The organism is Gemmatimonadales bacterium (assembly GCA_030697825.1).
Taxonomy (GTDB): domain Bacteria; phylum Gemmatimonadota; class Gemmatimonadetes; order Gemmatimonadales; family JACORV01; genus JACORV01.
Genome location: JAUYOW010000272.1, coordinates 1 through 12,519 on the forward strand (window position 1 = coordinate 1; position 12,519 = coordinate 12,519).

Sequence of the window (12,519 nt, forward strand, 5' to 3'; positions counted from 1 at the left end):
AGCAGGCTGAAGCCCGCCACCGCCGCGAAGATGAGGAAGCCGAGGAAGAAGTAGCCCACGTTGGACTGGGTGAAGCTGTGCACGCTGGAGATGACGCCGCTGCGCGTGATGAAGGTGCCGAAGATGGAGAGGAGGAACGAGCCCACGACGAGGCCGATGTTCCACCGCTTCAGCATCCCGCGCTTCTCCTGGATCATCACCGAGTGGAGGAACGCGGTCATGGTGAGCCACGGCAGGAACGACGCGTTCTCCACCGGGTCCCAGGCCCAGTATCCTCCCCAGCCCAGCTCGACGTAGGCCCACCACATCCCGAGGACGACGCCGCAGGAGAGGAAGAGCCACGACAGCAGCGTCCAGCGGCGGATGGCGTGCAACCAGCCGGTGTCGAGCCGCCCCGAGAGCAGCGCGGCCATGGCGAAGGCGAACGGGATGGTGATGCTGGTGTAGCCGAGGTAGAGCATCGGCGGGTGGATCGTCATCCCCGGGTTCTGGAGCTGCGGGTTGAGCCCGCGGCCATCGGGCGGCGTGAAGCCGAGCCGCTCGAACGGGTTCGACGCGAACAGCATCACCGCCACGAAGAACGTCACGGTGACGAGCACCACGCCCGCGACGTACGGCATCAGCTCGCGGTACTTGCCACGGTTGCCGAGCATGGCGGCGGAGCCGAAGGTCGCGACGACGATCGCCCAGAAGAGGAGCGAGCCCTTCTGGCCCGCGTAGAAAGCCGACCAGGTGTAGTAGACGGGAAGGTTGCGGCTGGTGTACGCCGCGACGTACTCGATGTTGAAGTCGTGCATCAGCAGCGCCCGCATCAGCCCCACGGACGCCACGAAGAGCAGGCCCCACATCACGTACACCGCGCGCTCGCCGGACGCCGCCAGATCCGCGCGACCGGTCCGTCCCCCGGCGAAAGCGACCGCGCTCCCCCAACAACCGATGAGGAGCGCGATCCAGAGAGCGATGTTGCCGAGATCGGTCACTGGTCAGAGGGCACAGGCGCACGGGCGCATAGACGCACAGGCGAACAACCGCCTTGCGACCTCACGCCCGGGTGCCGCTTTGCCCCGGCACGGCCTCGTAGCGCGAGCCACACTTGGCAAGCAGCGTCGTCGCGCGGAAGGTGCCGTCGGACTGGAGCCTACCCTCGACGACCACGTCCACCTCGTCCGTGAAGGTGTCGGGAGCGAGCCCCCGGTAGATGACCGGGTAGCTGTGCACGCCGTCCGTCACTCGGAAGTTGATGGTCTGCGAGGCGACATCGCGCTGGATCGAGCCCTTCACGACCCGCGCGCCCATCTTCATGCCGACATCATAGAAGGAACGGTCGGTCTCGATCTTGGCGGCCAGCTCGGACGGCGTGAGGTAGTAGACCCCCGTCTCCTTGATGCCTGACGCCATGAGATAGCCGACAGTGGCGAGGATCATCCCGCCGCCGATGAGGAACTTGGTCCGTGCCTTCATGATAGGATCACCCGGTTCGAAAGATATCCGACCCTTCGTATCCGCAAAAGTAATGCCGGGTCGCGGCTGGGTTGAGTATACCCTGGCGGGGACAAAAAGGCCCATAGGGCGTGATGGGTGATGGGTAACGCGTGAGTTCGCCGCCCCCGGTCTCAGCGAGGAAGGCTGGCGCGTCGAGCCGGCGGGGTGGAGCGGGCAAGGCCGCGCAGGAAGACCGACAGGTCTCGCATCTCGTCTCCCTCGAAGCGAGGCCACTCCAACGTGCGAGTGCGCATCACCGCGTACATGGCCGGAGCATGATTCCACATCGCAGCCGCCAGGCGCATCGGTGCCGTCGCGGCTTCGGACTGCGAGAGATCCGGGCCGAGCACGGCGCCCGTATCCGGCCGGTGGCAGCCGGCGCACCCCTTCGACCGGAAGACTCTCTCCCCCGCCGCGCTGTCGCCGCGCGTCTCGTCGAAACGGAGATAGTAAAGAAAGGCGATCACGTCCGCCATCTCGGTTCCGCTGAAGCGCGGGAATGCGAATCCTCGTTCCCGCATCCGCTCCGACATCTGGAACGAGTGGTTCCAGAGCACGCCCGCGATCTCGGAGACGCGCATCCGGAGGGTCGCCGCCCGCAGGTCGGGACCATCGGCCGTGCCGCGACCCGACCCGCCGTGGCAGCGAACACAACCTTTGCTGCCGAACAGTTGCCTGCCGCGTTCCGGGTGGGGGGGCTGTAGGAAAACGGCTCTGCGTGGCGCTTCGCTGGAAGCTCGGCGAATGTAGGCCTGGATGTCGGCCATCTCCCGACCCACGAACGTCGGGGTCGGCACACCCCGCGAGTGCTGGGTCGCCTGCATGGCAGGGCCGTGGTTCCACATCCCTTCGGCGAGCACGATCGGCGCCACATAGCGCGCGTAGCGGTCCAGCGGCGGTCCGACGCGGCCGCCCGCACCGCCCACCCGGTGGCAGTCGACGCACCGCTTGTCGCGGAACCAGCGCTCGCCGAGCCCGGGGTCGCCGGGCTCGTCGAACAGCTTCACGTAGTAGATGTAACTGATGACGTCGACCAGTTCCTGCTCGGTGAGCCGCGACCACTCGAAGCCGCTGCGCCGCACCGTCTCCATCATGCGCGGCGTATGGTTCCAGAACAGCCCCGCCAACTGCTGCATGCTGCGGCCCGCGCCCACGGTGGCGAAGTCGGGGCCCAACGTCCCGCCGTTGCCCCAGATGGAATGGCAGCGGACGCAGCCGCGGTCGTGGAAGAGGCGGCGCCCGGCGCTCGGGTCGCCGGCGCCTCCGGGCGAAGGGGCCGTCTGTGCTACGCCCGCCGGCAGCCGTGCCAAGAGGATCAGCACGAGCACCACGGCGGCTCTCATGCGGTCGCCTCCCCCACCGGCTCCGGCGGCAGGTAGCCGGCCACCCGCTCCGCGACGTCCTGCACCGTCTCGCGTCCCTCGCGCATTTCCCAGATCGAGATGATGGGAAAGAACTTGGTCGCGACCATGTAGAGCAGTATGAAGCCGGAGAGGGTGCCGGCCATGATGGACAGCTCGACCCACGACGGGAAGTAGTGCCCGGCCGACTCGAACTCGAAGCGCGGGTTGACCGATGTGGGGACCACGATGTTGAACCGCTCCAGCCACATGCCGATCACCACCGCGACACTCGCGATCAAGGTTCCGCGCGGCGTCCGGGTGACCTTGCGCCACATCAGCCCCAGCGGGATGACGAAGCAGCACACCACCATCGTCCAGAACGGCACGGCGAACGGCCCCCGCACCTTCGCCCAGAAGGCGCGCATCTCGGAGGGCTCGCCGCCGTAGAACGCGGTGAGGTATTCGGCGAAGGTGAAATAGAACCAGAGCAGGCTGAACAGCAGCAGCAGCCGGCCCATGTAGTCGAAGTGCACGGGGCGGAAATACTCTTGCAGGCCGTACACCCGGCGGAGCACGACCATGGCGATCAGCAGCGCGGCGATGCCCGAGTAGATGGCGCCCATGACGAAATACGGGCCGAAGATCGTCGAGTGCCACATGGGCCGCAGCGTCATCGCGAAAATCCAGCCGATCACCGTGTGCACCGAGATGGCGATGGGTATCACCATGATGGCCAGCACGCCGATTACCCGCTCGAGCCGTGCCCGCTGCGCCGCGGTGTCGTGGTAGCCCGCGGCCAGGAAGCCGTAGAACCGCGGCGCCTTGATGCCGGCGTCCCGGATGATGGCCAGGTCCGGGAGCATCGGGAGATAGAGGTAGATCGTGCTCGCGGTGAAGTAGAGCCCGATGCTGATCACGTCCCACAGCAGCGGCGACCGGAGCTGCGCGTGCCAGAACACGTTGAGAAGCCGGTCGGGACGGCCGAGGTCCACGATCGGCTGGATCGCGCCGAAGCCGAGCACCAGCACCGTGATGAACTCGGCGGACCGCGTGATGGAGCGGCGCCACTCCGCCTTGCTGATGCGCAGGATCGCGGAGATGAGGGTGCCGGCATGACTGATGCCGATGAAGAACACGAAGTTGATGATGTAGATCCCCCAGTACTCCGGCTGGTTGAGCCCGGTGCGCCCCAGGCCGTACCGGAACTGGAGGTAGTAGGCCGCGATCCCCCACACGGCGATACCGCCGAGGACCCCAGCCCACGCGTAGAACCGCCACGTGGTCTCGACCAGGGGCGCCAGCAGCGTGCGGGCGTCGTCGGGAAGCGCGCGGAACCTGGCCAGGGCGGCGGCGGTCACTTTAGGTCCTCGGCGTGAGGTAGTAGACCTTCGGCTCGGTGCCGAGGTCTTCCATCAGCCGCGTGGCCCGCGAATCGTGCCGCAGCTCGAAGACGCGGTGCCGCGCGTTGTCGAGGTCGCCGAACACGATCGCCTGCGTCGGGCAGACCTCGGCGCAGGCCGGCTGGTAGTCGGACTCGCGCAGCTCCCGTCCCTCCGCCCGCGCGTCCTCGCGGGCCTTCTGCAGGCGGTGGTGGCAGAAGGTGCACTTCTCGATCACCCCCTTGGGCCGCACTGAGACGTCGGGATTGAGGTGCGCGCGCTCCGACTCGGGCCAGGACGGTGCATACCAGTTGAAGTACTTCACGGTGTACGGGCACGCGTTGGCGCAGTACCGGCAACCGATGCACCGGGGGTAGATCTGCCCCACGATGCCCTCCTCGCCGATGTAGGTCGCCGCGACGGGGCACACCTTGACGCACGGTGGGTTGTCGCAGTGCATGCAGGGGCGCGGCACGAAGTGCAGCCTGTTGTCCGGGAAGTCCCCGTCGATCTTCGTCATCACCTTCATCCAGCTGATCGTGCGCCCCATGGCCGCCTGCTCCGGGGACACCGTGGCGACGTTGTTCTCGCTCTTGCACGCCACCTCGCAGGCCGCGCAGCCGGTGCAGAGGTCCAGGTCGATCACCATGCCCCAGCGCGGCATCGCGGCCCCGCCCTCAGGCCCGCTCGAGGCGCACGAACGTGGTGCACCAGGAAGGCAGATCGGTCAGCGGATCGGCCGCCCCGTCGAGGAGCTGCAGCGGGTTGGCCGGCTCGCCGCTCGGGTGCGACAGGCCGTAGGGCGCGCCGAGCCCGTCGCGCGCGGTCCCCGCGAAGTGCTTGACCTGCGCCCGGTAGCGGCCGCGCAGCGAGACGACCCAGGCCATCGTGCCATCGTCGAGCCCCAGCTCGCGCGCCGTGACCGGATGCACCTCGACCCACGGGATCCAGTGGACATCGGGGAAGATCGTGGGCCGCTCGGCCAGCCAGGGCGCGAGTTCCAGAGTGCCGGACGCGAGCGTGGAGAGCCGGTACGGGCTCAGGCGGAGCGGGAAAGCGGGCGTGGGTTGGTCCGGGGCGGCAAAGAGGTAAAGGCGCGGCGGCCGGCCCGCCAGGTCCGCCTGGCGGCGCAGCTGCTCGGGCATCAGCTCGATGCGGCCGCTCGCGGTGCGGGAGAGCCGCGCCGGATCGGTGTCATCGAAGAACGGGTCCGTCCATCCCCCGCGCTCCTCCACGGCGGTCCAGAAGCTCTCGAAGTCCGGCGCCGAGGCGAGCCACCAGCCGCGCTCCTCCATCTGGCGCTGCTGCGCGGTCTCGAAGTCGTCGCCGAGCGGCATGCCGCGGTGCGCGTCGTACAGGCCGCGCGCCCGCGCCTTGAGGAGGTCCTCGAAGCTCGCCCAGGGCAGGCTTGCCGCGACGCCCCCGCCCAGCCGGGCGGCCAGCGCGAGCATCAGGTCGCCGGCGCTGCGGCCGCCGGCCCCCGGCGTGACCAGGGGCCGCGCCACGCCCCAGGTCGGGTACGGGTAGGAAAACGGCGTCGGACCGTCCTGCCATCGCTCGTGGGGGAGGAGGTCCGGGATCACGAGGTTCGCATGGCGGGCGCTCTGGTCGAGGAAAGGCGAGAAGCTCACCACGAAGGGGACGCGCCCGAGCGCGTCCGCCCAGGCGTCGCGGTCCGTGGCCGACGCCAGCGGGTTGGCGTAGTAGAGGACGAGCGCTTCGATGGGCGGCGCCGACGCGGAAGCGATGCCCTCGGCGAGGCGGCGCGCCGACGGGGCACCGAACGGCGCGGACGCGGCGACCGGGATCGTCGCTAGGCCGCGCCGCGCAACGTCGTCCATCACTACCGCGGGAAAGGACGCGAGCGGCGGATCGTCGGCGAAGAGCACCCCGCCCGGACGGTTCACGTTCCCCATGAGGACGTTGAGGCTGTGGATGGCGAGTCCCGCGGCGAGGCCGTCGGGAGCGTGTGTCACGTCGGGGCCGCAGACCGCGAGCGCGGGCGTGGTGTCGGCAAACGCCTTCGCGAGCCCTACGATGCGCTCGACGGGAACGCCGGTCGCCTCCGACACTTCCTCGGTCCGGTAGTTCCGCAGCACGATGGAGCGATACCCCTCGTGCGCCGTGCCTTGGGCGTCGGTCCAGTCCTCGAAGCCTGACACGTGCCGCGCCACGAACTCCGCCTCTATCCGGTCTTCCTTGATGAGCACGTACGCGATGCCGAGCGCCAGGACGGCATGGGTGCGCGGCCGCACGCCGACCCACTCGTGGGCGTGCGCTGCGGTGCGCGAGAACCGGGTATCGACCTGGATGAACCGCGAATGCCGCCGCCGGCTGTCGGCTGGCCGGCCGTAGGCGACGTACGCCTGAAGGGGCGACCACCACGCCTCGAACAACGGAGCGCCGAAGGACAGCACCAGGTTGGCGCGCTCGAGATCGTAGCCCGGGCGGCGCGCGATGCCGTGCATCGCCGCCATGATGGCCTCGGTGCCGTCACCGTACGCGTCGGCAACGTAGTTGGGCGAGCCGTAGGCGCGCAGGAACTGGCGCCAGGCCTCGTCCATCGATCCGGCGCAGTAGCCGGCCAGCACCGCGAGCGTCTCCGGCCGGCCGGCCGAGCGCAGCTGCCCGAGCTGGCGAGCCAGAAGGCTCAGTGCCCCGTCGTACGAGACGGCACGCCACGACCCGGCCCCGGGCGCGCCCACCCGCACCAGCGGCGTCCGGAGGCGCTCGGGATGATAGAGCGTCTGGACGGCCGCGGGCCCGCGCGGGCAGAGGCCTCCGCGGCTCAAGGGATGCAGCGGGTTGCCGTCGATGCGCACCAGACGCCCGTCCACCACGCGCCCGCGGATGCCGCACCGCGACGGGCAGATCAGGCAGGTCGAGTTGCGCCGCTCCTCGAGGCCCGGCGCCCATCCGGGCCCGGCCTGCTCCTCCGACCACCTCACCCCGCACGCTTCGGCGAAGGAGAGGCCGGCTACCCCTCCGCCCATCGTCTGCAGGAAGCGACGGCGATTCAAGCTCACGGGGGGCTCCCTAGCGATGGCACGCGGCGCAATCGAGGGTCTGCCCCATGCGGCGGTGGCAGTCCAGGCAGAACCCCATCCGGATCCGGACCAGCGGCCGCCGCGGCGGGCGGGTGGAGAGCGCGATGTCGCCGTGGCAGTTGTCGCAGCTCAGCTTCGCGATTCCGACGTGCCGGCGGTGAGTGTAGAAGACGTGCGGCGGGAGCCGGAAGAGCTTTGCGAAAGCCAGTGGGCGCTGCTGTTCGACGTACGCCGTCAACCGGGCCGCCTCGGGGCTCGTGCCCTGCGTCGCCTGGTGGCAGAGGGCGCAGGTATCGAGACCCGGCAGCCCGGAGTGCGCGCCGGTCTGCACGTACGGATGACAGAACTCGCAGCCGAGCTGGAGGTCCTGCGTGTGCTTGCGGTGGTTGAAGGCGATGGGTTGATCGACGCCGCCCGATCCGGCGGCGACGGCTGCTCCGAGAGCGACGACGAGGAGCAGCATCGCGACAACCGCGATCCGCAGCCGCACCCGCATCCTGGTCACGCCTCCGGCGAGCCGAGCCAACCACATCTGTCATGCCTCCCGCAGAAGTCGAAGGGGGTCCCCGCACCAATGCCTGACCCAGGGTTGTGGCAGAGTGGGCTAAATGCCCCACTCGATGCCCCCGTCCGCGGTGTGTCGCCGGTCCCTGAGGAGCTTCACGACTCAGGACTAGCAGGTTGAATGCCACGCCGCGTCATCAGCGGCAACCCTTTGTGGCGGCGGATGTTACGGCTCAAGACGCTGTCCTGGGCGCCCTGGCGAGTGTGGGGCAGTAGCCCCGGTCTGGGGGGCCTGGCCGGTCAGGCCGAGTCAGCGGGCGCGGCTTTTGCCAGTTGGTTGATCGGCGTTTGGGAGGCGATGATCCCCTCGATGCAGGCTGCTTGGACAAGCTGGCGCGCGCTGTGGCGCGAAAACCCCCTGCGCAGTGCGCTAGGGAAACGGCTCCTCGCGTGGCTGCTCCTCCTCTCGCTCCTGCCCCTCATTCTCTCCAACGCCGTCGGCTACGTGGTGAGTGGCCGGATCATAGGGGGACTTGCCGAGCGCGATCTCCGAGCCCTCACCACAGTGCAGGCGCACCATGTGCGCGACGTGCTGGAGCGGCTTTCGCTGGGACTCGAGTTGGCCGCCGGTGCCGACCGGCTGCTGGTCGCCAGCGCGGCGGCGCTGCGCGACTCGTCGGCGAGCCCGGTCGTTCTGAGCGGCGCGAGCGGACTTGCGGCGGAGGAATTGGACCGCCTGCGGGAGCAGCTCACGACCTTCAGCTCGCTCGCGCTGGTTCGACCCTCGGGCCGCGTCGTCGCTTCGTCGCCGCGGTTCGCGTCGGGGGTGCTGTGGCGCGATCCGGTGCTGGTGTCGCGCGCCGCCTCGCAGGAGCGGGCGTTCGCCGTAGGGCGGGGAGTCGAGCGACGGGAACCGTCGCTGGTCTTCGCCGTCGCCCTCCCCGCGCCGGACCCGGCGCCGCCCGCGGTGGTCATCGGGGTGATCGCCTTCGCCGACATCGGGTCGGCGCTGCAGATACCCGCCCGCCTGGCGGGCGTGGTCGAGGGTTTCGTGGTGGACGAGGCCGGACGGCCGGTCTTCGCGTCCGACCCGCGCGGGCCGATCGACTACGAACGTCCGCTCCCACAGTATCGCTCGCTCGCCGGAGGCGTGACGCGCTACCGTGACGGGGACGGGGACGAGGTGGTGGGCAGCCGCGACCGAGTTCCCGGGTATCCGCTGCAGTTCGTCAGTCAGGTGCCCGTCCGCGCGGCGCTGGGTGAACTGCGCTGGCTGCGTCAGCTCTCGGTGGTCGTCGAGGTGACGTTCGTGCTGGTTCTCGTCGCGGCGGCGTGGGTGGTCTCGGGCGGCATCGTGCGCCCGGTGTACCAACTCGTGGCGGCCGCCGAGCGCATCGGCCGGGGCGACCTCGGGGTGGCGGTGACCGTGACCCAAAGAGACGAGCTGGGCCAACTCGCGGAGCGCTTCAACGACATGGCGGCCCAGCTTCGGGAGTCGGCCATGCGGATTCGCGACCTGCACGCGGAACAGATGCGGCGCGCCGAGCAGTTGGCGACGGTGGGGGAGTTGGCGGCAGGCATCGCCCACGAGCTCAAGACGCCGCTGCTTGGCCTGAGCAGTGGGACGCAGCTCTTGAACCGGCACCTCGATCCCGGGGACCGCGAGGGCCGACACCTCACCGGAGAGATGCTTCAGCGTATCCAGCGGATGGAGACGGCCATCCAGGACCTGCTGAACTATGCGCGGCCTTCGCCGGCGCGCCTGTCCCGGCTGGACCTGAACGCCATCGTCGAGCGCGCGCTTCGGTTGGTGGAGCCGCGGGCGGAGCACTCGGGGGTCCTGATCCACCGGGACCTCGCCAGCGGTCTGCCGCACCTCCAGGTTGATCCGGAACAGATCGGGCAGGTGCTGGTCAATCTGGTGCTGAACGGCATAGAGGCGATGGTCGCCGGCGGCCACCTCGAGGTAGAGACGCGACGGACCGGCGCCGCGATCCAGGTCGTGGTGAACGACTCGGGCCCGGGGATCAGCCCGGCGGAGCGCGAGCGCGTGTTCCGGCCGTTCTACACTACCAAGCACACTGGCACGGGGCTCGGGCTCGCCATCGTCCGGCAGATTGTCGAGCGTCACGGCGGCGGCGTGTCGGTCGGCGAAGCGCCCGGGGGCGGGGCACAGTTCGTGGTGTCGCTGCCGACTGACGTGGGAGGCAATGCAGCCGGAGGTGCCGCATGAGAAGGCGACGCGAGCGAATCCTGGTCGTGGACGACGAGGAGCTGTTCCGGATCTGGCTCGGCGAGCAGCTGCGCGCGGCGGGCTTCGAGGTGTTCGTGGCGGGGTCGCGGCAGGACGCGGTGCGACTCGCGGCGCAGGAGGCGCCGGCGGTCGTGCTGCTGGACCTGAAGTTGCCCGATACACAGGGGCTGGCCGCCCTGGAACAGCTGCGGAAGGTCGATCAAGACATGACCGTCATAATCATGACGGCCTACGGCGAGGTGGAGACGGCGGTCGCGGCCGTGAAGGCGGGCGCCTACCAGTTCCTCCAGAAGCCGCTGTCGTTCGACCAGCTCTTGGTGACACTCGACAAGGCACTCGAGGCTGGGCAGCTGCGTCACCAGGTGGCCAGTCTGCGCGAGATGCACCAGTGGACCGCCCGGTCGGTCACGGTCATCGCCCGCTCGCCCGCGATGCGGGGGGTGATGCAGTGGGTCGAGAAAGTCGCCGCTGCCGACCCGGCCACGGTGCTGCTCCAGGGCGAGAGCGGCACGGGGAAGGATCTCATCGCGCGCGCGATCCACGAAAAGAGCCCGCGGCGCGACGAGGCGTTTGTCCAGGTGCCATGCACGGCGATCCCCGAGAACCTGATCGAGTCGGAGCTGTTCGGCCACGAGCGCGGCGCCTTTTCCGACGCGCGCGAGCGCAAGCGCGGGCTCCTCGAGCTCGCCGACGGCGGCATCGTCCTGCTGGACGAGATCGGCGACGTCCCGCTGGGCGTCCAGGCGAAGCTGCTCAGCTTCATCGAGACGCGCACGTTCAGGCGCGTGGGCGGCCTGGCGGACCTCGAGGTCGACGTGCGGATCATCGCTGCCACCAACCGAGATCTGGCCGCCGCCGTGCGCGCGGAGGCGTTCCGGCCCGACCTCTTCTACCGGATCAACGTGCTGCCCCAGACGCTCCCGACGCTCCGTGACCGACCCGACGACATCGAGCCCCTCGCCCTCCATTTCCTCGACAAGTTGAGCCGCGAATTCCGTCGCTCCGCTCCGCGCATGACCCCCGAGGCCATCGCGTGCCTGCGGGAGTACGACTGGCCCGGCAACGCGCGTGAGTTGCGGAACGTGATCGAGCGCGTGCTCCTGTTGGAGGAAGGCCACGAGATCGTACCGGCGCAGCTGCCGGTCGAAGTGCAGCTCGGCGGCTCGTCGGCTGGTGTGGGCGTCGCCACGGGCGGCGTGATGGCCTTCCCGGCCGAGGGCGTGGACCTCGAGGAGCTGGAGCGGACGCTCATCGCGCAGGCGCTGCGCACCGCCGGCGGCAACAAGACCCGAGCCGCGCGCCTGCTGCGGCTGACCCGGGACACCTTACGCTACCGGCTGGAGAAGTACGGCATCGTGTAGCGCCGGGTGGGGCAAATGCCCCGGCGGCGCGGTATCTCACGCAGCTGGCGTGGAGCAACCCGCCGGTCCAGTGGCGCGCATTCCCAAGCCCTCCAACGTGTTGATACGCGGCGCCACCCTGGCCCGGGTAATGCGGTTAACACGCCGCAGTACGTCCGATCGCCCTTCGCCGCAGCTCAGGGGAGGAACAAGCTATGAGCGGGCGCTCCCGGTGCCTGTCCCGCCTCCGCGCAGTTGGCTTCGTGACTGCCCCCTTGCTCCTGCTCATCTCAGCCGGACGCCTGAGCGGCCAGGCCCCGGGAGCGCCTCCGGAGACGCGGGTTCCCCCGCCGGGGTACGTGGGGCAGGAGGTCTGCCAGGGCTGCCACCAGGACGCGGCCACCGCCTGGGAGGCGACCACCATGGGGAGAGTCCTGGCGCGCCGCCCTCGCAATGAGCTCGAGGGCAGAGCGTGCGAGGCATGTCATGGCCCGGGCGGAGACCACGTGAGGGCGGCAGGGGATAGGACGAAGATCTTCCGGTTCGGGAAGAACTCTCCCGCGTCCGTGGCGGAGCAGAACGATCGGTGCCTGCAATGCCACGAATCGGGCGCCCGCCAGCACTGGAGCGGCAGCATGCACGAGAGCCGGAATCTCGCCTGCGTGGACTGCCACACGGTGATGACGTCCGTCTCTCCGGAGCGGCAGCTGGCGCGCGAGACCGTGGCGGAGGTCTGCTCCCAGTGTCACCTCCAGCGACGCGCCCAGGGACAGCTTTCCTCGCATATGCCGGTCCGGGAAGGGAGGATGACCTGCACGGATTGCCACAACCCTCACGGGACGGCGACGCCCAGCCTCCTGGTCGAGAACTCGGTTAACGAACTTTGCTACAGGTGTCATGCCGAGCGGCGGGGACCATTCCTCTGGGAGCACCCTCCGGTGACGGAGAACTGCGCCACCTGCCACGATCCGCACGGATCGATGAACACATACCTGCTGAGAGTTCGCGAGCCGCGGCTCTGCCAGCGGTGTCACATCGAGGCGCGCCACCCCACGACTCCGCAGGGCGAAACGGCGCGGTTCGTGTTCGACCGGTCGTGCACCAACTGCCACTCTCAGATCCACGGATCGAATCATCCATCGGGGATGCGCTTCCACCGGTGATGCGGAG

10 protein-coding genes are annotated in these 12,519 nt (G+C 69.4%); 3 read left to right on the plus strand and 7 right to left on the minus strand.

What is annotated here, in order from left to right:
• From ccsA to Q8Q85_13215, 7 genes are all read right to left on the minus strand, one after another.
• On the minus strand, window positions 1-980 hold a 980-nt coding region (gene ccsA, locus Q8Q85_13185), incomplete at its 3' end, for a cytochrome c biogenesis protein CcsA (GenBank protein MDP3775210.1).
• A gap of 61 nt (window positions 981-1,041) precedes the next feature.
• Window positions 1,042-1,461 carry a cytochrome c maturation protein CcmE gene (locus Q8Q85_13190; GenBank protein MDP3775211.1) on the minus strand — a complete coding sequence of 140 codons (420 nt, stop codon included), beginning with the start codon at window positions 1,459-1,461 and terminating at the stop codon, window positions 1,042-1,044.
• A 152-nt stretch (window positions 1,462-1,613) separates the two neighbouring features.
• A complete protein-coding gene (locus Q8Q85_13195; protein MDP3775212.1) occupies window positions 1,614-2,825 on the minus strand; it encodes a c-type cytochrome in 1,212 nt (403 codons plus the stop codon).
• Window positions 2,822-4,183: an NrfD/PsrC family molybdoenzyme membrane anchor subunit gene (nrfD, locus tag Q8Q85_13200; protein ID MDP3775213.1), complete on the minus strand. Its 1,362-nt coding sequence runs from the start codon at window positions 4,181-4,183 to the stop codon at window positions 2,822-2,824. Before nrfD ends, Q8Q85_13195 begins: the two co-directional genes overlap by 4 nt.
• 1 nt (window position 4,184) lies before the next feature.
• Window positions 4,185-4,868, minus strand: a complete 684-nt coding sequence (locus tag Q8Q85_13205) for a 4Fe-4S dicluster domain-containing protein (GenBank protein ID MDP3775214.1) — start codon at window positions 4,866-4,868, stop codon at window positions 4,185-4,187.
• Between the two features lie 13 nt (window positions 4,869-4,881).
• The gene (locus Q8Q85_13210) at window positions 4,882-7,230 is read right to left on the minus strand and encodes a molybdopterin-dependent oxidoreductase (protein MDP3775215.1); all 2,349 of its coding nucleotides are present in this window, start codon (window positions 7,228-7,230) and stop codon (window positions 4,882-4,884) included.
• Window positions 7,231-7,240: 10 nt separating this feature from the next.
• Window positions 7,241-7,783, minus strand: coding sequence for a cytochrome c3 family protein (locus Q8Q85_13215; GenBank protein MDP3775216.1), 543 nt, complete (start codon window positions 7,781-7,783; stop codon window positions 7,241-7,243).
• 342 nt (window positions 7,784-8,125) lie between these two features.
• Here Q8Q85_13215 and Q8Q85_13220 point away from each other — a divergent pair, with 342 nt between their 5' ends.
• The 3 genes from Q8Q85_13220 (at window position 8,126) to Q8Q85_13230 (ending at window position 12,512) form a co-directional block, all read left to right on the plus strand.
• Window positions 8,126-9,988 (plus strand): ATP-binding protein, encoded by a 1,863-nt coding sequence (locus Q8Q85_13220; protein ID MDP3775217.1) that lies wholly within the window; start codon window positions 8,126-8,128, stop codon window positions 9,986-9,988.
• Window positions 9,985-11,370, plus strand: a complete 1,386-nt coding sequence (locus Q8Q85_13225) for a sigma-54 dependent transcriptional regulator (protein ID MDP3775218.1) — start codon at window positions 9,985-9,987, stop codon at window positions 11,368-11,370. Before Q8Q85_13220 ends, Q8Q85_13225 begins: the two co-directional genes overlap by 4 nt.
• 194 nt (window positions 11,371-11,564) lie before the next feature.
• Complete coding sequence (locus Q8Q85_13230) at window positions 11,565-12,512, plus strand: DmsE family decaheme c-type cytochrome (GenBank protein MDP3775219.1); 948 nt, start codon at window positions 11,565-11,567, stop codon at window positions 12,510-12,512.
• Window positions 12,513-12,519 lie beyond the last annotated feature (7 nt).